This window comes from Mesorhizobium sp. M0185 (genome assembly GCF_040322175.1).
Classification (GTDB): Bacteria; Pseudomonadota; Alphaproteobacteria; order Rhizobiales; family Rhizobiaceae; genus Mesorhizobium.
On the sequence record NZ_JAMYSY010000011.1, the window covers coordinates 26,312 to 46,624 of the forward strand.

The 20,313-nt window shown below is 63.8% G+C and carries 18 protein-coding genes and 1 pseudogene; 4 read left to right on the top strand and 15 right to left on the bottom strand.

The genetic code is table 11. From position 1 onward, the window contains the following. Nucleotides 1-27: 27 nt before the first annotated feature. The 8 genes and pseudogenes from NKJ20_RS11355 to NKJ20_RS11390 form a co-directional block, all read right to left on the bottom strand. Entirely contained in the window at nucleotides 28-702 is a 675-nt protein-coding gene (locus NKJ20_RS11355; protein WP_352455417.1) for an amino acid ABC transporter permease, read from the bottom strand. After that, nucleotides 699-1,370, bottom strand: a complete 672-nt coding sequence (locus tag NKJ20_RS11360) for an amino acid ABC transporter permease (RefSeq protein ID WP_352451492.1) — start codon at nucleotides 1,368-1,370, stop codon at nucleotides 699-701. Before NKJ20_RS11360 ends, NKJ20_RS11355 begins: the two co-directional genes overlap by 4 nt. A gap of 86 nt (nucleotides 1,371-1,456) precedes the next feature. Then, entirely contained in the window at nucleotides 1,457-2,245 is a 789-nt protein-coding gene (locus tag NKJ20_RS11365) for an ABC transporter substrate-binding protein (RefSeq protein WP_023677252.1), read from the bottom strand. Between the two features lie 110 nt (nucleotides 2,246-2,355). Then, nucleotides 2,356-3,519 carry a saccharopine dehydrogenase family protein gene (locus NKJ20_RS11370; protein ID WP_352744097.1) on the bottom strand — a complete coding sequence of 388 codons (1,164 nt, stop codon included), beginning with the start codon at nucleotides 3,517-3,519 and terminating at the stop codon, nucleotides 2,356-2,358. After that, the gene (locus NKJ20_RS11375) at nucleotides 3,516-4,019 is read right to left on the bottom strand and encodes an Lrp/AsnC family transcriptional regulator (RefSeq protein WP_352744099.1); all 504 of its coding nucleotides are present in this window, start codon (nucleotides 4,017-4,019) and stop codon (nucleotides 3,516-3,518) included. The genes NKJ20_RS11370 and NKJ20_RS11375 overlap by 4 nt, the downstream gene beginning before the upstream one ends. A gap of 736 nt (nucleotides 4,020-4,755) precedes the next feature. Then, nucleotides 4,756-5,481, bottom strand: coding sequence for a 3-keto-5-aminohexanoate cleavage protein (locus NKJ20_RS11380; RefSeq protein ID WP_352744101.1), 726 nt, complete (start codon nucleotides 5,479-5,481; stop codon nucleotides 4,756-4,758). A 487-nt stretch (nucleotides 5,482-5,968) separates the two neighbouring features. Continuing rightward, complete coding sequence (locus NKJ20_RS11385) at nucleotides 5,969-7,720, bottom strand: tetratricopeptide repeat protein (RefSeq protein ID WP_352744228.1); 1,752 nt, start codon at nucleotides 7,718-7,720, stop codon at nucleotides 5,969-5,971. Nucleotides 7,721-7,723: 3 nt separating this feature from the next. Beyond that, nucleotides 7,724-7,819, bottom strand: a pseudogene (locus NKJ20_RS11390) (tetratricopeptide repeat protein); the annotation flags it as partial. 376 nt (nucleotides 7,820-8,195) lie between these two features. Here NKJ20_RS11390 and NKJ20_RS11395 point away from each other — a divergent pair. Next, a complete protein-coding gene (locus NKJ20_RS11395; RefSeq protein WP_352451486.1) occupies nucleotides 8,196-8,939 on the top strand; it encodes a 2OG-Fe(II) oxygenase in 744 nt (247 codons plus the stop codon). A 30-nt stretch (nucleotides 8,940-8,969) separates the two neighbouring features. Here NKJ20_RS11395 and NKJ20_RS11400 read toward each other — a convergent pair whose 3' ends face one another. Together NKJ20_RS11400 and NKJ20_RS11405 are read right to left on the bottom strand one after the other, a co-directional pair. Continuing rightward, entirely contained in the window at nucleotides 8,970-10,325 is a 1,356-nt protein-coding gene (locus NKJ20_RS11400) for a sigma-54-dependent transcriptional regulator (RefSeq protein WP_352744102.1), read from the bottom strand. Between the two features lie 6 nt (nucleotides 10,326-10,331). Further along, entirely contained in the window at nucleotides 10,332-12,191 is a 1,860-nt protein-coding gene (locus NKJ20_RS11405; protein WP_352744104.1) for a sensor histidine kinase, read from the bottom strand. A gap of 238 nt (nucleotides 12,192-12,429) precedes the next feature. Here NKJ20_RS11405 and NKJ20_RS11410 point away from each other — a divergent pair, with 238 nt between their 5' ends. The 3 genes from NKJ20_RS11410 to NKJ20_RS11420 all read left to right on the top strand — a co-directional run bounded on the left by NKJ20_RS11410 (nucleotide 12,430) and on the right by NKJ20_RS11420 (nucleotide 15,712). Then, nucleotides 12,430-13,761 (top strand): dicarboxylate/amino acid:cation symporter, encoded by a 1,332-nt coding sequence (locus NKJ20_RS11410; protein ID WP_031211944.1) that lies wholly within the window; start codon nucleotides 12,430-12,432, stop codon nucleotides 13,759-13,761. Nucleotides 13,762-14,229: 468 nt separating this feature from the next. Beyond that, a complete protein-coding gene (locus NKJ20_RS11415) occupies nucleotides 14,230-15,288 on the top strand; it encodes a glycosyltransferase family 2 protein (RefSeq protein WP_352743674.1) in 1,059 nt (352 codons plus the stop codon). A 115-nt stretch (nucleotides 15,289-15,403) separates the two neighbouring features. Next, nucleotides 15,404-15,712 (top strand): HigA family addiction module antitoxin, encoded by a 309-nt coding sequence (locus tag NKJ20_RS11420; RefSeq protein WP_352451482.1) that lies wholly within the window; start codon nucleotides 15,404-15,406, stop codon nucleotides 15,710-15,712. Nucleotides 15,713-15,755: 43 nt separating this feature from the next. Here the strand turns inward: NKJ20_RS11420 and NKJ20_RS11425 are convergent, their stop codons facing one another. From NKJ20_RS11425 to NKJ20_RS11445, 5 genes are all read right to left on the bottom strand, one after another. After that, nucleotides 15,756-16,043: a DUF982 domain-containing protein gene (locus NKJ20_RS11425; protein WP_352451481.1), complete on the bottom strand. Its 288-nt coding sequence runs from the start codon at nucleotides 16,041-16,043 to the stop codon at nucleotides 15,756-15,758. Nucleotides 16,044-16,132: 89 nt separating this feature from the next. After that, nucleotides 16,133-16,939, bottom strand: a complete 807-nt coding sequence (locus NKJ20_RS11430) for an ABC transporter permease (protein WP_352743677.1) — start codon at nucleotides 16,937-16,939, stop codon at nucleotides 16,133-16,135. Nucleotides 16,940-16,943: 4 nt separating this feature from the next. Then, complete coding sequence (locus tag NKJ20_RS11435) at nucleotides 16,944-17,777, bottom strand: ABC transporter permease (RefSeq protein ID WP_352744107.1); 834 nt, start codon at nucleotides 17,775-17,777, stop codon at nucleotides 16,944-16,946. 17 nt (nucleotides 17,778-17,794) lie between these two features. Then, a complete protein-coding gene (locus tag NKJ20_RS11440) occupies nucleotides 17,795-18,910 on the bottom strand; it encodes an ABC transporter substrate-binding protein (protein WP_352744109.1) in 1,116 nt (371 codons plus the stop codon). 66 nt (nucleotides 18,911-18,976) lie between these two features. Then, complete coding sequence (locus NKJ20_RS11445) at nucleotides 18,977-20,071, bottom strand: ABC transporter ATP-binding protein (protein WP_352744111.1); 1,095 nt, start codon at nucleotides 20,069-20,071, stop codon at nucleotides 18,977-18,979. Between the last annotated feature and the right edge of the window lie 242 nt (nucleotides 20,072-20,313).

Here is a 20,313-nt window from a genome sequence, read left to right on the forward strand (position 1 = left end):
CGGTGCCATTTTTGCTGGGGTTCGATGTCACAACTGCACCTCGCCATGCGCAGCGCCCATGCGTTGCTCCAGCCGGCGGGCCAGCATGATCAGGGGGTAGCAGACGATGAAGTAACCGAGGCCGACGAGGAAGAAGACCAGCAGCCCATTGGGTACACGCTGCACCACCAGCCAGCCGACGCGGGTGAGGTCGGTCAGGCCTATGGCTGAGACGACCGAGGAATCCTTGATCAGCAGCACATATTGCCCGACCAGCGGCGGCAGCACGATGCGCATCGCCTGCGGCAGCACCACCTGGCGCATGCGCTGCCAGCGCGACAGGCCGGACGCAAGTGCTGCCTCGACCTGGCCGGTCGGGACCGAGCGGATGCCGGCGACGACGATCTCGCAGATGAAGCAGGCGGCCAGGTTGGTCAGCGCGATGATGCCGGCGGTGAAGGCGTCGAGCTCGATGCCGAGTTCCGGCAGGATGAAGAAGATCAGGAAGATCTGCACCAGGAACGGCGTGCCGCGGATCAGGTCGACCCAGGCGCCGATCGCGCCGCTGATCAACCGGTTGCCGCCGGTGCGCAGGATGCCGAGGCCGAAGCCGAGCAAGGTGCCCAGCACCAGGCTGATCAACGACAGCACCACGGTCATGCCGAGGCCGCGCAGCGCGAGAGGATAGCTGCCGGCGACGCTTTGCAGCTGCTGCCAGATCATGTCCGTGCCCCCGCGAGGCCGAGCCAGCGCCCGGAGAGCGCCGCCAACCCCTTCAGCCCGTAATAGAGCAGGAGGTAGAAGGCGGCGATGGTGATGAAACCTTCGGCCGGCATGAAGCGGTCGGAGGCGAGCAATTGTCCGGCGCGCGTCAATTCGGCGACCGAGATCAGCGACAGCAGGGCGGAATCCTTGACCAGCACGATCGCCTGTCCGAGCAGCGGCGGGATCGTCACCTTGAACGCCTGCGGCAGGATGACGAGGCGCATGCGCTGGACATAGGTCATGCCCGAGGCGACGCCGGCCTCGACCTGGCCGCGCGGGATCGACAGGATGCCGGCGCGGATGATCTCGGCGACATAGGCGCCGCTGTTCAGCGACAAAGCGAGAATGCCGACGACGAACTCGGGCAGGACGAAGCCGAGCCGCGGCAGGCCGAAATAGAGGAAATAAAGCTGCGCCAGCAGCGGCGTGGCGCGCACCGCGTCGATATAGGCCTTGGCCGGGACGCGGAACAGCCGGCCGCGCTGCAGGTTCATGGCGGCGAGCACGATGCCGACGGCGAGCGCGCCGGCAAAGGAGAGGACTGACAGCCACACGGTCGTGACGAGGCCCTGCCCGAACAGGGGCAGATATTCGACAATGGTGCGGAAGCTGAAGTTTTCGAGCATGGTGGGGCGGTGAATGGCGAGTAGCGAGTAGCGAGTAGCGAGTAGCGAGTAGCGCTTTACTACTCCCTACTCACTATTCACCCTACTCAGTGATCCTTCTTCCAGGCGTCGGAATTGACCCAGTAATCGAGGTTCTTCTGCAGGCGGCCGTCGAGGCTGACCTGGTCGAGGAACAGGTTCATCCAGACCAGCAGGTCCTGCTCGTCATAGCGTGTGGCGAAGGCCAGTGGCTCCTTCGACAGCATATCCGGCATGATGGTGAAGCTGCCGGCTGGGTAAGCGGTCGACTGGCCCTTGACCGCCGAGACGTCGTTGACGCCGCAATCGGCCTGGCCGTTGTTGACGGCGTCGAGCAGCAGCGGGCCGCCGCCCTTGTAGCTCTTGATGTCGGCATCGGGGAAGGCGGCCTTGGCTTCCTTCTCGCCGGTGGCGCCGAGCAGCACCGCGATCTTAGTGCCTTTGGCCTTGCAGTCCTCGGTGGACTTGAAGGCGGTACCAGCCTTGGTGAAGACGGTGCTGCCCGTGTACATGTAAGGCTTGGTGAAGGCGACCTTCATGCCACGTGCCAATGTCGGCGTCATGTCGGCGACCAGAAGATCGGCCTTGCCCGACAGCAGCGCCGGGATCAGGCCGTCCCAGTCGAAGTCGAGGAAGGTGATCTTGACGCCCATTTCCTTGGCCATCAGTTCGGCGAGTTCGACCGAACTACCGGTGCGCTCGCCGGCAGCACCCACCAGCGAGAAGGGTGGTCCTTGCGTCTGCACCGCAACGCGCAACTCACCGCGCTTGGTGATCTCGTCGAGGGTTCCGGCACTGGCGGCGGCGGTAAGGCCGGCGAGCGCAAGTCCGGCGATGAAAAGCTTGGCAATCTTCATTTGGGCATTCCTCCTTGTTGTCGTTTGTTGTTCCACTTGTTGTTTCACCCCATCGGGGTGCCTTTTGAGCGGCAGCGCCGTTGCCGGTGGCAACCACCGTTCGAAAATCTTCAATCCCAGCTCACCGTTTCGGCGACCTTGATGCCGCGCCTGGCCAGCTCATCGAGGAAGCGGCCATCGGGCACATGCAGCAGCGGGTTGAGCAGGCCGGGCGTGGCGATCTCACGCCGTGCCAGCATCTGCGCCACGATGCTGGCGGGATAGCCGACGCCAAGGCTCATGCCGAACAGGCCGGAGGCGAGGTCGCGTTCGATGACCAGCTCCGAGGTCACCGTCTTGCGGCGGCCGCCTTCGCTGCCGACAAAGACGTTGCGCATGACGCAAAGGTCCCTTTCGTCCGCGCCATATTGCAGTTGCGGGCCAAGCAGCCGGCCGAGGAATTCGCGTGGGCTGATGCCGGTGCCGGGCACCTTGTCCTCGGACAGGAAGCCGAGCTGCTTCAGCGGCGCCCAGAACGCCGACCAGCCAAGCCAGCGCAGCGAATAGCGGCCGGAGCGCTGCAGTCCCTTGGCGGCGGCGAGCATGCCGGCATAATGCGGCGCGTCGCCATTGGGGAAGGCTTCCAGCCTGCCCAGCCCCGCCACCTCGATCTCGTGGATGAAGCGATTGTCGTGCTGGCGGGCGGCCGGCACATCGACCCGTTTGCCGTTCTCGACCAGCACACTGTCGCGGTTCTGGCTGACCAGAACCATGTCGAAATTCCAGCTCACCTTGTAGCGCAGCGGCTCGACCACCGCTTTCGGCTCGGGAATGCCGCCGCAGTAGGAATCGATCGCGGTGATGGTGTCGAACTGGCTTGCGGCGCGCGCGTAGAGCACAAGGTCGATGCCGGGGTCGAGCCCGCATTCGGTGACGATCGAGACGCCGGCCTTTTCGGCCTCGGGCGCGAGATCGGCGATGGCCTTGCCGTAATTGGTGGTGACCAGCGGCGTGCGCGTCGCGATCGCCGCCTGCACCGCCTCGCGCATCAGCGGCTGCGGCAACAGGTCGATGACCGCGTCGACGTCCTTCATCACATCGACCAGCACCGGACCGATCGCGCCCTCCGGCACGACAAAACGCACCCTGGCAAGGTCGGTCAGGCCGCCAAGCCGCGCAGCGCCGTCGGTTGCCGTGTCGAGGCAGACCACTTGCTCGACGCCGTCGCTGGCAACGAGATCGGCGATCGCCGCCCGGCCTTGCAGGCCGAGGCCGCCGAGAACCGCGATCTTCATGCCATTTCCTTCCGCGTCTCGTCCGACCAGCAGCCTTCCGGCAGGCTGACCCATTTGTTGCAGGACGCCATGACGACGAAGGTCTCGCTGCGCACGACTTCGCCCGGCTCGCCGGCGCCGGGGATCAGCTCGCTGGTGACGCGGTAGAGATCGGCGACATCACCGGCCACGGTTACGTCGACGATGATGTCGAAGCGCCCGGTGACGACGGCGGCCGAGTTCACGAAAGGCAGTTCGGAGATGCGCTGCGCCAGTTCCCGGGCGCGGCCGCGTCCCTGCGCATTGATGCCGACGATGGCCGAGATCAGCTCGGGGCGTTCTGTCAGGTTGAGCAGCCCGACGATCTTGAGCAGGTTGCGGTCGAGCAGGTTGCGCAGCCGCATGCGCATCGTCGGCACCGAGATCGCCATCTTCTCGGCGAGGCGGTTGACGCCAAGCTGCGCATCCTGCGACAGCAGCTTGACCAGTCGCCGGTCGGTCTGATCGAGATGTTCCCGCAAACACTCAGGCTTTCATAAAGGGAAAGAAACAATCGTATTTTCTTTCGGATATGAAAATACCTTATGAGAGATTTTTAACAACGGCAAGAGCCATGTCATCCGCCGTGCCGCTGTGCCTATCGGCAGTTTCGTCGATGTCGCCACATTTTGTTCTTGCTTTGTGCCGGCAGCTATGCTACTAATTTCTGTATGGTGCTGATTCGCACCGACGACCCGCCCGCCGAGGCGGTTTTTTGTTTTTTAGGATACCTTTGATGGTTCAGCGCCGCCGGCTTGAGGTTGGCGGGACAGCGCCGTTCGGGACGCGCCGTGTTCGAGGGTGAAGAAGCAAGTGGCGCAAGAGGTGCAACGCACCTCCATAGCAGGTCGACCAAGTTGGTGGGGCGCGGCCGCAACTCATTGTGCCTTCATCCGATAGGCGGAGAGGCTCATCCGCGAAATGGCCAAAAGCGGCTTTTCAATAAAACGGTAGCTGGCCAGGGAGACGGCGATGCAGGCGGTGACAATAACCATGCCTGCATCCATGGTGACACATTGGCGCTTGCAACGACAGGAGCGATCGCAAGCAGCACGATAGGATGATAGAGAGAGTAGGAAGCGTCGCCCAATATTAGATTTTACTGACACTAGCTCGCGGCCATACTTTAGACCCGCCCGACTTTGGCCTGCCTCCCTGTCAAATCCTGGCATCTCCCCCGTAAAGAGGAGATCGGCGGACATCAACGCTTTCCCCGCGCTAACGACTGGCCTCGAAGATAGCGACGGCTGCCGCTGTCAGCGCAGCGCTACCGGGTGCTACTGTTCCATCAGGAAGCTCCTTGCCGTCTTCCAGTCCGACGCGCGTCGACCAACGGCGTTCCGCCGCCCGGTGCACGAAAGGCCAGACCGTGGCGTCGGCGCCGTGCAGCAGGATTGCCCGGTGCATACCGGCGCCGTCGAGCACGGCGGCGATATCGTCGCTGATCTCAAGCGCAGCGTCCCGCTCCTGCTCGGAGATTTCGATCAGGATGCGCAGCACGCGGTTGCCATGGTCGAGGCTCACCAGGCGTTCGGCGTCGGCAACGGAGGCGAGCCCGGCCTCGATGCCAATGCCGCGCTGGCGCAGACGGTCCATGACTGCGGGCGCGGCGTATTCGCTCAGATTGACCGAGGCATAGTCGGGCAGCTCGCTCCAGCCGGCGATCGCAACCAGCTTCCGCTGGTCGTCGTTCTCGATCCAGGCACCCGTCGACACGCCAATCAGCGTCCCCGGGCAGGCGCGGCGGAGCGCCAGCACCGTCCGATCCATCGCCGCCGGAGCCAGGCTTTCCCGACCGTCCAGCCCGCGGGCATGAACATGCAGTTCGGCGGCGCCGGCGGCGATGCAGGCCGCGCCGTCACGCGCCATGGCCTCCGCCGTCAGCGGCAGTTGCGGGTGGAAATCGGCGCTGCGCGCGCCATTGATGCAGGTCTGGACGATCATGCCAGGGGCAGTCCGGTTGCGGTTGCTGCCAGTCTAGCGCGGGCCAGTGAAAACCGGAATCGCGCTGGCGAAGGCTCCTGACATATGGACGCGGCACAGCCTGAATCAGTCTGGCAGAATGCACCTGTATCGTGTTGTTCGGCATAGTCTTCTTAGCAAACGAACATCCGTCGGGCAGAGTTACGGCGAAACATCCAACTCGCGTAATGCAGCGTTGGCGGCACGGTATTCGATAAAACTCTTGGGACAATAGCTGACCGTATGCCTTGCTCTGTCGCATCCTCGATCATGCGCGTGCAGGCTGCGATCCGCGTGCTTGCCTCGACCTCGTCATCGCTGACGCAGTCGCTGCTGGCGGCAAGCGCCGGAAGCCCCGTGACAAGCAGGAGGATGAGACCAGCCAGCGTGCGCCAGAAAAACCTGTGCCGTTCTCGAACCGGTCCGGTCAATTCGCTCCTCGGGTCATCAAAAAGTCTTGGAAATTGTCTTACGGAACCGCGCCCAACTCGTGCAGAGCGGCCTTGGCCGCAACGTATTCGTAATATTCCGCGGGGCAATCGCTGGCAGCGACCCGGTAGAGCCGCAAGGCTTCGTCGTCATGTCGTTGCAGCCGATCGAACTCGGCTATGAACAGGTTCGCCTCGCACAGATTGCCGCGTTTCTTGGCCGGGTCCGGGTCGTCGGCTGCCGCCGATACCTCGGCCGGCGTCAGTTCTCCAAGCAGCATGCGAACCGCTGGCGCCGGCCATTTGGTCATATCGAGCTTTTCAGTCGCTTCCTGCAAGTGGCCCACCGCACCGCTGCGCCGCTCGGTCATCTCCAGCCAGATCGCAAAATAGGCATTGTCGGGCTTGAGCGTGGCCGCCTGTCCGAAATCGGCTTGCGCCTTGGCCAGCGCGCTCGAATAGAAGGAGAGAATGCCGCGGCCAAGATAGGCATAGGCATATTTCGGATCGAGGCTGATTGCCTGATCGTAGTCGGCGGTCGCGCGGGCGTAGTCGCCCTTTGCCGACCAGACGAAGCCGCGGCCGTCGTAACCAGGGGCACCTTTCGGATCGAGGCTGATCGCCTTGTCGTAGTCGGCGATGGCGCGGTCGTCCTCGCCCTTCTTTTGCCAGATCCGGCCTCGGTACCTGAAGGCTTTGGCATGTACTGGATCGAGCATGATCGCCTGGCCGTAGTCGGCGATGGCACGGTCATTGTCGCCCTTGCGTGCCCAGGCATTGCCTCTGTTGTCGTAGGCAGTTGGGTCTTTAGGATCGAGCGTGATTGCCTGGCTGAAGTCGGCGATGGCGCCATCATAGTCGCCCTTGTCAGACCAGACGAGGCCCCGGTTGTACCAGGCATTAACGTTTTTTGGGTCGAGGCTGATTGCCTGCGTGTAGTCGGCGATAGCGTGGTCGTCGTCACCCTTCTTCTTCCAGGCAATGCCACGGTTGTTGTAAGCGGTGGCGTCCCGGGAATCGAGGCCAATCGCTTGGTCATAATCCGCGATAGCGCGGTCGTAATCGCCCTTGTGTTTCCAGGCAACGCCTCGATTGTTGTAAGCACTAGCGTCCTGAGGATTGAGGCCGATTGCTTGGTCATAATCCGCGATGGCGCGGTCGTAGTCGCCCTTGTGCGACCAAGCCACGCCTCTGTTGTAGTAGGTGCTGGCGTCTTTCGAGTCGAGGCTGATCGCTTGGTCGTAATCGGCGATGGCGCGGTCGTAGTCGCCCTTGCGTGCCCAGGCGATGCCTCGACTTTGATAGGCATCGACATCGCGAGGATCGAGGCCGATCGCCTTAGCGTAGTCGGCAATGGCTCGGTCATAGTCGCCTTTTAGTACCCAGACAGCACCACGATTGCTGTAGGCTTTGGCGTCTTTCGCATCCAGACTGATCGCCTGTTCGTAGTCGGCGATGGCTCGGTCGTATTCGCCCTTCTGTTTCCAGGCAACGCCACGGTTGTTGTAGGCTCCCGCATTTTTAGGATCGAGGCTGATTGCCTGGTCGTAGTCGGCGATGGCACGATCGTAGTCGCCCTTGTCTGCCCAGGCGTTGCCCCGGTTGCTGTGGGCATCGGAATGCTTCGGGTCGAGGCTGATGGCCTGACCATAGTCTGTAATGGCGCGGTCGTAGTCGCCCTTGTGCTCCCAGGCGACACCTCGGCTGTTGTACGCCTCGGGGTTTGTCGGGTCGAGGCTGATCACCTGGCCAAAATCGGCGATGGCGCGATCATTTTCGCCCTCCTCGACCATTGTGGCGCCTCTGGCATAGTAAGCACCGGCGAATTTCGAATCGAGGTCGATCGCCTGGCCCAAATCGGCAATCGCACGGTCGTAGTCGCCTTGTGATGCCCGTGCCTCGCCGCGCTTGTACTAGGCAGTCGCGCGGTTGGCCACAGGCTCCGTGGGATCCTCGATCATGCGCGTGCAGGCGGCGATCCGCGTGCTGGCCTCGACCTCGTCGTCGCTGACGCAGTCGCTGCTGGCGGACAAGGCCGGGAGCGCCGAGACCAGCATCGCGACGAGGCAAACGAGGAATTGCCGGACTGCCCCGTCCCTTTGTCGAACCCGTCGGATCAATTCGCCCCCCATCGCGGCAAGCCCAGCTGCATTGTATTCAACGAAATCCCCGAGACAATCGCTAACGAGCTCACCCGGCAAGAAACGGGTGGTCCGCGCGCGCCGTTTCACCCATCTCAATGACAGAGAAGCCACAGGAGGCGAAGCCATGACCATCGATTCGATAGGCGCGAAAGCGGCGGTGAAATCGGCGGAGGTGCGCGTTGCCGGATATGATTGGCGGACGCTGGCCGATGAGCTGAGCGGCTATGGCTGCGCGGTGATGGAAAAGCTGCTGACGCCGCAGGAGTGCCGGCAGATTGCCGGACTTTATTCGGACGAGAGCCATTTCCGCAGCCATGTCCATATGGCGCGGCATGGCTTCGGCAAGGGCGAGTACCGCTATTTCCGCTATCCCTTGCCCGACTTGATCGGCGGCTTGCGCACCGCGCTCTATCCGCGCCTGGCCGCGGTCGCCAACGACTGGAACCAGCGCATGGGTATCGCGCAGCGCTATCCCGACGAACACGCCGCGTTCCTCAGGCAATGCCACGAGCAGGGCCAGACGCGGCCGACGCCGCTCCTGCTGCAATACGTTAACGGCGACTTCAACTGCCTGCACCAGGATCTCTACGGCGATCTGGCGTTCCCGTTGCAGGTCGCGATCCTGTTGTCCGAACCAGGCAAGGATTTCACCGGCGGCGAGTTCGTGCTGACCGAGCAGCGTCCGCGCATGCAAAGCCGCGCCGAGGTGGTGCCGCTGCGCCAGGGCGATGCAGTCGCCTTCGCGGTCCACAATCGTCCGGTCCAGGGCAGCAAGGGCAATTACCGCGTCAATCTCAGGCACGGCGTCAGCCGGCTTCGCTCCGGCATGCGCCACACTGTCGGTATCATCTTCCACGACGCCAAGTAACCGAGCCGCCCGGTCGAGGCCCGGCGGCGGTTACCTGGAAAAATCGCTGCGCACGATGCCGTGGCGCTGGAGCTTGTCGTAGAAGGTCTTGCGCGGAATCCCCAGCGCTTCGATCGTGCGCCTGACGTCTCCGTCGTTGCGGCCAAGCGTCTCGCGGATGATGTCGGCCTCGTAGCGCTCCAGCCGCTCCGGCAGCTTCATGGCGGTGTTCGATTGGGTCGGGGCAGGGGGTTGTGCTTCGGCGCCTTCCTCCAACCCAAGCACGAACCGCTCGGCGAAATGCGCCAGTTCGCGCACATTGCCCGGCCAGTCATGGTCGCTCAGATGGCGATGCACCGAAGCCGGCACTGCCGGCACCTGGCGGTGGAAACGGGCGGCGGCGCGCTCGGCGAAATAGAAGAACAGCAGGGCGACATCGTCGCGGCGCTCGCGCAGCGGCGGGATCGAGATCGTCACCACGTTGAGCCGGTAATAGAGATCCTCGCGAAACGTGCCGCGCTGGCGCGGATCGCCGAGGTCGACCTTGGCGGCGGCGACGACGCGCAGGTCGACCGGCCGCACCTCGTTGGTGCCGAGCGGGGTGACCTCGCGCATCTCCAGCACGCGCAGCATCTGCACCTGTGTCGAGACCGGCATGCTTTCGATCTCGTCGAGGAACAGCGTGCCGCCGCTGGCGTGCTCGATGCGGCCGATCCGTTTCTTCTGCGCGCCGGTGAAGGCGCCGGCCTCATGGCCGAACAATTCGCTTTCGATGACGGTCTCCGGCAGCGTGCCGCAATTCAGCGCGACGAAATTGCCCTTGGCGCGGCGGCCCCAGCGATGCAGAAGGCTTGCCACCACCTCCTTGCCGGAGCCGGTCTCGCCGGTCACCAGCACATCGACGTCGGTGTCGGCGATCTGGCGTAGTGTGCGGCGCAGCCTGTCCATCGCCGGCGTCTGGCCGATCAGCGGCAGGCCGTCCTGCGCCTCTCCGGCCGCCTCGCGCAAGGCCCGGTTCTCCATCACCAGGCGGCGCTTTTCCGCTGCGCGGCGCACGCTCTGTACCAACCGGTCGGCGGCGAAGGGCTTGGTGATGAAGTCGTAGGCGCCGTCCTTGATCGCCTTGACGGCCATGGCGATGTCGCCATGTCCGGTGACGAGGATGACGGGAATGTCGGTATCCAGCCGCAGGATGCGGTTGAAAAGCTGCAAGCCGTCGATCTGAGGCATGCGGATATCCGACACCACGACGCCGGCAAAACCGGCGTCGAGCCCGGCCAGCGCCTCGGCCGCCGCCGCAAAGGCCGAGACCGAGAAGCCGGCAAGCTCCAGCGTCTGCACGGTGGCCTTGAGGAGATCGCGGTCGTCGTCGATCAGGATCACCGGCGCGGCATTGTCGTTCGTCATGATGGCTTACGCTGCTGTCTGGAGATGAATGGTGAAGCGGGTGCCGCTGTCGTCGCTCGAAACCTCGATGCGGCCGCCATAATCGGCGACGATGTCCTTCGAGATGACGAGGCCAAGGCCAAGGCCTTTTTCCTTGGAGGTGTTGAACGGCGTGAACAGCGATTTGAGGATCGCGGGTGGAATGCCCGGTCCGTTATCGGACACGCCGACCGTCACGCCGTCCGCGGTCTCCTCGACCGACACCTGCACATGAGCGTCGTCGCGGCCGTCGAGTGCTTCGAGCGCGTTCTGGAAGAGGTTGATCAGCACCTGTTCGAGCCGCACCCGATTGCCCATGACCTTGAGGCTCGGCGGCGGCAGGTCGATGACCAACGCGTCGAGCCGGCCGGCAAAGCGGCTTCTCAAGAGCATGACGGCGCCTTCGATAACACCACGTAATTCGACAGGCTCGGCGGCGGTGCGGCCCTTGCGGGCAAATGCCTTCAACTCCTCGGTGATTGAGCCGATGCGTTCGGTAAGGGCTGCGATAGCGCCGAGGTTTTCCTCGGCCGGCCCGGTCTGCTTGCGGTCGAGGAAGGTGCGGGCATTGTCGGCATAGGCGCGGATGGTGGCGACCGGCTGGTTGATCTCATGGGCGACGCCGGCAGCGACCTGGCCGAGGATGGCGAGGCGGTTGGCCTGGACCAGATCCTGCTGCACGATTTGGAGCTTGGCTTCCGTGCTGCGGTGGCCTGTTATCTCGGCCTGCAGCCGGTCGCGGGCGCGGCTCAAATCCTCGGTCCGTTCGACGACGCGGCGTTCGAGTTCGGTGCGGGCTGCCTGTTCGGCAGCAATCCGCATCTGCGCCGACTGCCGGCGCCACAACAGATACGCGGCAAGGCCGAGCAGCGGGACGACGACGCCGAGCGCAAGAAGCCGCATTTCGCGGACGGCGGCGGCGATCGGCGCTTCAGCCGGGATCAGATAGTCGAGCCGCCAGGGGGTCGAAGGGATCGGTGTTGAAAGGCTGAGATACTCCGCGTCGCTGCCGCCGGGCGTTACTGCGTGGACGATCGACACATCCGGGCTGAGCGCCTGCGCGTGCATGATCGGCAACGGCACAAGCGGCGCGTCGCCGAACTGTTGGCTGTCGCGGATCGCGGCTTGCTTGGGTGCGGCCAGCGGTGCGGTTGTCATGAAACGCCAGGACGGCACGCTGGTGATCAGCACGACGCCATTCTCGTCGCTGACATAAGCCGGGCGATTCGCCTCGCGCCAGTCGGCTTCGAGCTGGTCGAACTCCATCTTGACGACGACGACGCCGAGCGGTGCGTCTGTGTCGCCGACGCGGCGCGAAATGTAGAGGCCGGGACGCTTGCTGACATTGCCGAGCGCAAAATACTCGGCGGTTCCGGCCTGCATCGCGCCGGAGAAATAATCGCGGAAACGGTAGTCGTTGCCGACGAAGCTGATCGGCTCGCGCCAGTTGCTGGAGGCGATCGCCAGTCCATCGGTGCCGATGACATAGAGCACCGACGCCTTGGTGCCGGAGACCAGCCCCTCGAGCTTGCGGTTCAGCACATCGATTGCCGCGGCATTTTTCTGCGTCAGCGCGTCACGCACTTGCTGGTCTGCGGATAAAAGCAGGGGCAGGGCACGCGGGCTTTCGAGCACGGCGCGCAGCAGCGCGACCTTCAGGTTGGCGTCGGTACGCCCCTGCGCCGCCAGGGTCTCGACCTCGGCGGTGCGGCCGTAGAGGCCGGCGCCGTAGAGCGCTGCGGTGACGATCAGCAGGGCGACGGCCGCAAACAGCAGCCAGGCTCGGCGCGCCCGCCTGGCGAGTTGCTCGGGCGTCGAAGACAAGGCACCGGCGGGGCGTTGCAGCATCGCCCATTTGTGCATGAACTCGCACAAAACGCAATTCGACCTATGCGGAGAGTCGCACTTGGCCATGCGTCCGGCAGTGCGGACGTTTGCGAATGCTCAATAAAATCAATGCTGAAGCACTCTTCTGCGTATCTGGCACGGCTGTTGCAAACACGAATTCAGCAGTCGCGAGGCTGCTGGTCTCAAAACAACTGCCCCGGGGAGTCGAGCTTTCGATCGGGGCGCCATGGAGGACGTCATGCAGACAGCAATCGCTGCCGCCGAGCCGCGCGGCAAACTTCCCTTATACCGGCATCTTTATGTGCAGGTGCTGGCGGCGATCGCCGCCGGCGTGCTGCTCGGCCATTTCTATCCCGAAACCGGCGAGGCGATGAAGCCGTTCGGCGATGCTTTCATCAAGCTGGTGAAGATGGTGATCGCGCCGGTGATCTTCCTGACGGTGGCGACCGGCATCGCCGGTGTTTCCGACCTGCAGAAGGTCGGCCGCGTCGCCGGCAAGGCGATGATCTATTTCCTGGTGTTCTCGACGCTGGCGCTGGTCGTCGGCCTGGTCGTCTCCAATGTCGTCCAGCCCGGCGCCGGCATGCACATCAATCCAGCGACGCTCGATACCGCCAAGGTGGCGGCGTATGCCGAGAAGGCGCACGACACAACCATCGTCGGGTTCCTGATGAACATCATCCCTGACACCATCACCGGCGCCTTCGCGCAGGGCGACATCCTGCAGGTGCTGTTCTTCTCGGTGCTGTTCGGCGTCGCCCTGGCGTTGGTCGGCGATCGCGGCCGTCCGGTTGTCGATTTCCTGCAGGCGCTGACCACGCCGATCTTCCGCCTCGTCGCCATCCTGATGAAGGCCGCACCGATCGGCGCGTTTGGCGCCATGGCCTTCACGATCGGCAAATACGGCATCGGCTCGATCGCCAATCTCGCCATGCTGATCGGCACGTTCTACTTGACCGCGCTGCTGTTCGTGCTGGTGGTGCTCGGCGCGGTTGCCCGCTACAACGGCTTCTCGATCCTGGCGCTGATCCGCTACATCAAGGAAGAGCTGCTGCTGGTGCTCGGCACCTCGTCCTCGGAAGCGGCATTGCCAGGCCTCATGGCCAAGATGGAGCGCGCCGGCTGCAACCGCTCGGTGGTCGGTCTGGTTATCCCGACCGGCTATTCCTTCAACCTCGACGGCACCAACATCTACATGACGCTGGCGGCGCTGTTCATCGCGCAGGCGACCGACACGCCACTCACCTACGGCGACCAGATCCTGCTGCTCGCCGTCGCCATGCTGAGCTCCAAGGGTGCCGCCGGCATCACCGGCGCTGGCTTCATCACCCTGGCGGCGACGCTTTCGGTCGTCCCCACGGTGCCGGTCGCCGGCATGGCGCTGATCCTCGGCGTCGACCGCTTCATGTCGGAGTGCCGGGCGCTGACCAACTTCATCGGCAATGCGGTAGCGACGGTCGTGGTGGCACGCTGGGAGGGAGAACTCGACCAGACGAAGTTTGCCGCCGCCATGGCCGGCGACTTGCCGGAGGAAGTCGACCTGTCGCTGCCGGGTTTGCAGGCCGCCTGACTGTTTAGGCTGCATGGTCATAAGCCCCGGAGGCGGTTCACCGGCTCCGGGGCAAAAGGGCCGGCGGTCGCGGCATGCCGCCTGAAACGCAACCTGAAGTGGCCCTATTTTCGACGCGGGGCTTGTTCCAGCCGCATTTGCAGGCCAGTATCCGCCATGCCTTCAGGGCACCCGTCCGCTTCGCTCCCGACCTGATTGCGAGGCGAGACATTTCCGTCGGGCTCGGTTGCGACATCACCTTGGCCGAACGTCGGAGCTTTTGCTGCCGACCGCGTTCTGACTATGGCGGCAGCCCTCGAAGGCAATGGCGGCCTCACTGCGAAGTCGCAAGCGAAACGTGACCCGTCTCCTGGTGGAAAGCGCAAGCTTTTCTGAGGGGAACTCGTCGCGCCTGAAGAGGGGCACTTGAAGAGGGGCAGGCCCATGAGGGCCTTTGCCGAACCAAAGCAAGATGCGAGGTCAAACGCGATGCAGCCTGTCATTCCGGTATCCATCATCATCCCGAACTACAACTATGCGCGGTTCCTCAAACGCAGCATCGACAGCGCCCTCGAGCAAGACTACGCCGATGTCGAAGTCATCGTCGTCGACGATGCATCGCAGGACAATTCCACGACAATCATGGAATCCTATCGCGATGAGATACTCGCATGCCCGCGAGCGCAAAATGGCGGACACGCGGCGGCATTCAACACCGGCTTCGCGGCGAGCTCGGGCAAGATCGTCCTGTTCCTCGACGCCGACGATTATCTTTATCCAACCGCCGTCTCTACCATTGTCGAAACCTGGGACGAGGCAACCGCCCAGGTCCAGTCCAGACTGCATATCGTCGACGAGGGGCAACGCATCAAGGATGTCTTTCCGCCGCCCGAACTGGCTTTCGACAGCGGCGACGTCATGCCGAAACTCCTGCACAAGGGCCGCTATCAGACGACCGTGACCAGCGGGCTCGCCTTTGACCGCGCAACGCTCGAATCGATCATGCCGATACCGGAGCCGGAGTTCCGCCAGGGCGCCGACGGCTATCTGGCAACGCTGGCGCCGATGTACGGGCATGTCCAATCGATCGACGAATGCCTCGGCGCCTACCGGATCCATGGCGCCAACCATTCAGTCTTCGGTGAAAAGCTCGCCGAGCGGGCACGCTGGCGGGTAACTCACGATTTCCGCCGCATGCAGGCGCTGTCGGACCAGGCTTCCGGGATCGGCCTGACCATCGTGCCGTCGAATGCCGTCCGCCACGATCCGGTCCACCTGGAAGAGCGGCTGGCATCGCTTTGCGCGGACAGAGACCGACATCCCGTGGCCGACGATTCCCGGCTGGCGCTCGGGGCGGCCGGCGCCGTCGCCAGCCTCGAAATGACCGCATCCCTGCGGCGGCGTGCAATCCTTGCCGCCTGGTTCCTGTCGGTCGGAGTGTTGCCGCGGAAAATGGCGACCGCGGTGCTGTCGTGGAAGCTTGATGCGTCGTCGAGGCCGGCATTTTTGAGCCGCCTGTCCAAGAGAATCCGCCATGCCATGGGTTAGTGGGTGGCGCTGTGCCACAACTCCGCCAGGTTTTTGGGAGGTCTGGCAACCCGGGTAGATTTCGAACAATATCATTATGGGTACGTGGCGCCCCAAGCGAAAGGACAACCAGCCCATGACCTCTTATGAGCCGATGCGTCCGATGGAGCGCTGCCCATCCCACCCTGGAGCGCTGCTTGACGACATTATCCCGGCAACCGGAAAGACCAAGGTGGAGATCGCCAATCTGCTCGGAATCTCGCGCCAGCAGCTTTATGACATCATCCGCGAAAAGAAGCCGGTGTCGCCGGCTGTCGCTGCCCGTCTTGGAAAGATGTTCGGCGACGGCGCCGCGATCTGGCTCAGGATGCAGGCCGCCTATGATGCGTGGCACGCGGAACGCGAGGTTGACGTCAGCGCCATTCCAAGGCTGCATGCTGCCTGAGATGCAATAGATCGGCCGAACCACCGAGGCTCTCACAAATCGATCACGGTCCCGCCTGCCTGGACCGGTCCTGCGGTTCGACGGCTCGCTCGACCAGGACATGCGCTTCCCGCGCGGCCTCGATGAACGCGTTCCTGGCGGCTTCGGTCCAGCGATCGTCGCTCATGGCGCGGCGGCATGTGCGCAGTGCCACCCCGTGTTTGGCGCTGCCGGTGTCACGCCAGTGGGCTTCCAGCAATGCGACAGCCTGCCGTGCGTTGGAAATGTTGCGGATATCTCCCACGATGCCGACCGCAACCGCAACCGGCTTGGCAAACCATCCCTGGTTCATGGCGGGGCCTTCGACCTGTTGAACCATCTATAACGAAAATCGTAGCCCAAGGTTTCATTCGCGCCAGTCACCTCGGCGTGAGGCGGCGTCTACAGCGCTGCGCGCAGCCTGACCACGACGCTTCGCGCCACAAGCACCAGCACGGTGATGACGATCAGGATCACCGAGAGCGCTGCGATCGCCGGGTCGATGTTGTCGCGCAGGCCCATCCACATTAGCCGCGGCAGCGTGATGGCGTTGACCGAGGTGATAAACAGGGTGACGCCGATCTCTTCCCAGGACAGCACGAAGGACAACAACGCCGCGGTGACGATGCCGAACTTGATATTGGGCATGATGATGCGGGTGGCGCGCTCCCACACGGTGGCGCCGAGGCCGCGGGCGGCGAGGTCGATGCGGCGGTCGAGCTGGCTGAGCGACACCAGGATCAGCACCGTGGCGAAGGGCACCGTCATCACCGCATGCGCCATGGCGACACCCAGCCAGGTGTCATAGCCGAAGAATGAGCTGACGCCAGAGATCGAGGTCAGCAGGAAGTAGAGCGTGATTGCCGAGACCACCGGCGGCACCACCATCGGCAGCAGCACGAAACCGACCAATGCTGCCGTGAAGCGCGGCTGGAACATCCAGATGCCGAGGCTGAAGCAGAGCGCCAGCACGGTGGAAAAGGCGCTGCTGACGATGCCGATCCTGATCGAGAGCAGGATCGAACTGATCCAGCGCGGATCCTCGATCAGCGCCCGGTAATGGCGCAGCGACAATTCGCCCGACGGCATCGCCAGCATGCGGCTCGGCGTCAGCGACACCGGGATGACGGCGAGCAGCGGCAGCAGCAGGAACAGCGCGACGAGGGCGGCGAGGACCAGCGAGACGGGACCGGGGCGGTAGGTCGGCATCGCGCTACACCAATTGCTTGGGTCTGATATAGCGGAAAAGCAGCGCCATCAGCGCGCCGACGAACAGCACCAGCACCACGCTGATCGCCGCACCCAGGCCCCAGTCCGGGCTCTGGAAGATGCGAAGGTAGATCAGCTCGGCGATCATCACGCTGCGACCGCCGCCGAGGATCGCCGGCGTGACGAAGAAGCCGAGCGAAAAGACGAAGACGATCAGCGCCGAGCCGATGATGCCGGAGCGGGTCATCGGCACGAATACCGACCAAAAGGTGCGCATACGGCTGGAGCCGAGGCCACGCGCCGCCAGCAGCACGCGATCGTCGAGGCTGCGCATCGATGAGGCCAACGGAAACACGGCGAAGGGAATGAGGAAATGCGTCATCCCGACGATAACGCCGAACTCGTTGCGCACCAGCGCCAGCGGCTCTGAGATGAAGCCGACCGCCTGCAGCCAGGTGTTGATCAGGCCGCGATTGGACAAAAGCGCCACCCAGCCGAAGGCGCGCGTCAGCACCGAGATCCAGAACGGCACCAGGATGCAGAACTCGGCCACCACGCGCTGCACCGGCGTGCCGCGTACCCAGACAACGGTGATGACGTAGGCGGCGACAACCGAAACGATCGTCACGATCGCGGCGATGCGCAGCGTGCGGATGAAGACCGACTGCACCAACTGATCCGTGAGCAGCGCATTGTACTGCCCCAGCCCCGGCGTGGGCAGCGTAAAACTCCATTTGACCACGCCAAGGAATGGCCAGGCGTAGGCCAGCACAAGAAAGAGGAGCAGCGGCGCCATCAACAGCGCCGCGCCCATCCTGTCGGAGAGGTATGCTCTCATCCGGTTATCCCGGCTTGTCAGGCGGAGATGATCTTCGTGTATTCGTCGAGTGCTGCCCCGTAGTTCTTGGCGTACCAATCCATGTCGAGCGGAATCTGCTTTTTCATGTTCTCGGGATCGACCGGGTTGATGCGCTTCTTGTCGGCGGGGATCAGCGCATCGGTGGCCGGGTTGGCCGGACCCTGGCCGAGCTTGTCGAACATGATGAGTTCCTTCTCCGGGTCCTGGGTGCTGGCGATGAACTTCATCGCCGCGTCCTTGCCGCCGGGATTGCCCTTGAGCACGGCGAGCGCGCCGGGCGAGATCAGGCCCTGGTCCCAGATGAACTTGATCTTGCCGCCGCTGTCCTGCTCGATGAGCGAAGCCCGGGTCGACCAGACGATCGCCATCGAGGCCTCGCCATTGAGCAGCACGCTCTGGCTTTCGGCGCCGCCACCCCAATAGGCGACGACGTTTTCCTTGAAGGCTGCGATCTTGTCATGCGCGCGCTTGAGGTCGAGCGGGTAGAGCGAGGCCGGCGCGACGCCGTCGGCGAGCAGTGCCGCTTCCCAGCTCGACACGCCCCATTTGTAGAGCGAACGCTTGCCGGGGAATTTTGCCACGTCGAAGAAGTCGGCCATGCCGGTCGGTGCCTGGCTGCCGTATTTCTCGGCATCGTAGGCGATGACGTAGGAGAAGAAATAGGTCGAGGCAGCGTACTCCCAGCCGAATCCCGGCCGCATCTTCTTCTTGTCGACGACCGCATAGTCGATCGGCTCGAGCATGCCTTGGGCGCCGAGAGTGATGGCCGAGAACGGATCGACGTCGACCAGATCCCAGGTCGGCGCGCCGCTCTTGAACTGCGCCGCGATCGCGCCTTCGGTCGGGCCGGAGCCGTCCATCTTGACGGTGATGCCGGTCTCCTTGGTGAAGGCCTGGCCGTAAGCCGCATCGTAGGCGGTGATGGCGTCGCCGCCCCAGTTGACCAGCACCAGTTCCTTCGCCGCGGCAAAGGCGCCGGTCGAGCGCAGTAGCATCGGCGTGCCGGCCAGCACCACTGCGGCCAGCTGCGTGAACTGCCGGCGCGAGATCTCGCCGCGCACTGCCCTGGCGGATAGCGCCTCGATGGAATTTTTCTTGGTTTGGTTTGTCATGTCAGTTCCCCTTTTTGTCGTTGGTATTTCCTGAATGTCAGCTTGGCGAATTCGCCACGCCGATCGTCATTGCTCTCCATCCGGAAGGAGGAAGCCTTTCTCCGCGGGCCAGGTCAGCCAGACGGAATTGCCCTTGCTGAGGGCAGAGGCGGCGACCTCGTTCGGCACCGAGACCGTCACCTTGGCGCCTTGGCGCGTCGTCAGATCGAGCCGCGTTGCAGCGCCGAGATAGGTCGAGGCGACGGCAGTCGCGGCAATGCCGTTCTCGCCTGCCGCGGCTTCGCGGGCGATCGACATGTATTCCGGCCGGATCGCCAGGATGGCATCGCCATGGACCTTCTCGGCCCTGCAGCGCATGCTGATCGCGCGGTCTTCGCAGAGGCCCGTCGAGCCATTGTCGGCCGGGCGCACGCCCTTCAGCGGCAGCATGTTGATCTCGCCCAGGAACTCGGCGACGAAGCGGTTGTCCGGCCGGTCGTAGACCTCGTCCGGCGCGCCGACCTGCAGCAATTTGCCATGGTTGAAGATGGCGACGCGAGATGACAACGCCAGCGCCTCGCTCTGGTCATGGGTGACGAAGACGAAGGTGGTGCCGGTCTCCTGGTGCAACCGCTTCATCTCGGCCTGCATCTGGCCGCGCAGGCCCTTGTCGAGTGCCGAAAACGGCTCATCGAGCAAAAGTACGCCCGGCTCGAACACCAGCGCCCGCGCCAGCGCCACGCGTTGCTGCTGGCCGCCGGACAATTGCGACGGCAGTTTCTTCTCGTGGCCCTTGAGCCCGACGCGCTCGATCATTTCGCCGACGCGGCGCTTGATCTCGGCCGCCGATTTCTTGCGCACCTTGAGCGGGAAGGCGATGTTGGCCTCGACGCTCATATGCGGGAACAGCGCATAGCCCTGGAAAACCATGCCGGCGGCGCGCTGCTCGGCCGGCCGCTCGGTGATGTCGACGCCGTCGCTGTAAAGGCGGCCGTCGGTCGGCTGAATGAAGCCGGCAAGGATCATCAGGAAGGTGGTCTTGCCGGAACCGGAAGGGCCGAGCAGGGTGAGGAACTCGCCACGGCCGATATCGAGCGTCAGATCGTCCAGCGCACGGAACGAGCCGAAGCTCTTGCCGATCCCGATTGCCTTGATCTCTGCGGCCCGGCCGGGGTGCTGCATCCTGCCCTTTCCTTAGCGTAGCCGAAATCGTAGGCAGGGCGGCGGCTCACCGCAACCGAATAGTTTTCGCCTGATCGGCAAATTTGATTCATCTATGCGCCAATCTCCCCCTCAAGGGGGAGATGTCGCCGAAGGCGACAGAGGGGGTCGCTTCGCTTGAAGTGCCAACCTCCTCTGCAGCAGCAGGCCGAGCCCAGTTGGACCGACCCCCTCTGGCCGCTTCGCGGCCATCTCCCCCTCGA

Bases quoted from the DNA above. Each gene is read 5' to 3' on its own strand.
- NKJ20_RS11445 (WP_352744111.1), bottom strand. From the start codon at position 20,071: ATGCAGCACCCCGGCCGGGCCGCAGAGATCAAGGCAATCGGGATCGGC.
- NKJ20_RS11435 (WP_352744107.1), bottom strand. From the start codon at position 17,777: ATGAGAGCATACCTCTCCGACAGGATGGGCGCGGCGCTGTTGATGGCG.
- NKJ20_RS11405 (WP_352744104.1), bottom strand. From the start codon at position 12,191: ATGCTGCAACGCCCCGCCGGTGCCTTGTCTTCGACGCCCGAGCAACTC.
- NKJ20_RS11430 (WP_352743677.1), bottom strand. From the start codon at position 16,939: ATGCCGACCTACCGCCCCGGTCCCGTCTCGCTGGTCCTCGCCGCCCTC.
- NKJ20_RS11400 (WP_352744102.1), bottom strand. From the start codon at position 10,325: ATGACGAACGACAATGCCGCGCCGGTGATCCTGATCGACGACGACCGC.
- NKJ20_RS11370 (WP_352744097.1), bottom strand. From the start codon at position 3,519: ATGAAGATCGCGGTTCTCGGCGGCCTCGGCCTGCAAGGCCGGGCGGCG.
- NKJ20_RS11410 (WP_031211944.1), top strand. From the start codon at position 12,430: ATGCAGACAGCAATCGCTGCCGCCGAGCCGCGCGGCAAACTTCCCTTA.
- NKJ20_RS11365 (WP_023677252.1), bottom strand. From the start codon at position 2,245: ATGAAGATTGCCAAGCTTTTCATCGCCGGACTTGCGCTCGCCGGCCTT.
- NKJ20_RS11355 (WP_352455417.1), bottom strand. From the start codon at position 702: ATGATCTGGCAGCAGCTGCAAAGCGTCGCCGGCAGCTATCCTCTCGCG.
- NKJ20_RS11360 (WP_352451492.1), bottom strand. From the start codon at position 1,370: ATGCTCGAAAACTTCAGCTTCCGCACCATTGTCGAATATCTGCCCCTG.
- NKJ20_RS11395 (WP_352451486.1), top strand. From the start codon at position 8,196: ATGACCATCGATTCGATAGGCGCGAAAGCGGCGGTGAAATCGGCGGAG.
- NKJ20_RS11385 (WP_352744228.1), bottom strand. From the start codon at position 7,720: ATGGTCGAGGAGGGCGAAAATGATCGCGCCATCGCCGATTTTGGCCAG.
- NKJ20_RS11425 (WP_352451481.1), bottom strand. From the start codon at position 16,043: ATGAACCAGGGATGGTTTGCCAAGCCGGTTGCGGTTGCGGTCGGCATC.
- NKJ20_RS11380 (WP_352744101.1), bottom strand. From the start codon at position 5,481: ATGATCGTCCAGACCTGCATCAATGGCGCGCGCAGCGCCGATTTCCAC.
- NKJ20_RS11420 (WP_352451482.1), top strand. From the start codon at position 15,404: ATGACCTCTTATGAGCCGATGCGTCCGATGGAGCGCTGCCCATCCCAC.
- NKJ20_RS11415 (WP_352743674.1), top strand. From the start codon at position 14,230: ATGCAGCCTGTCATTCCGGTATCCATCATCATCCCGAACTACAACTAT.
- NKJ20_RS11440 (WP_352744109.1), bottom strand. From the start codon at position 18,910: ATGACAAACCAAACCAAGAAAAATTCCATCGAGGCGCTATCCGCCAGG.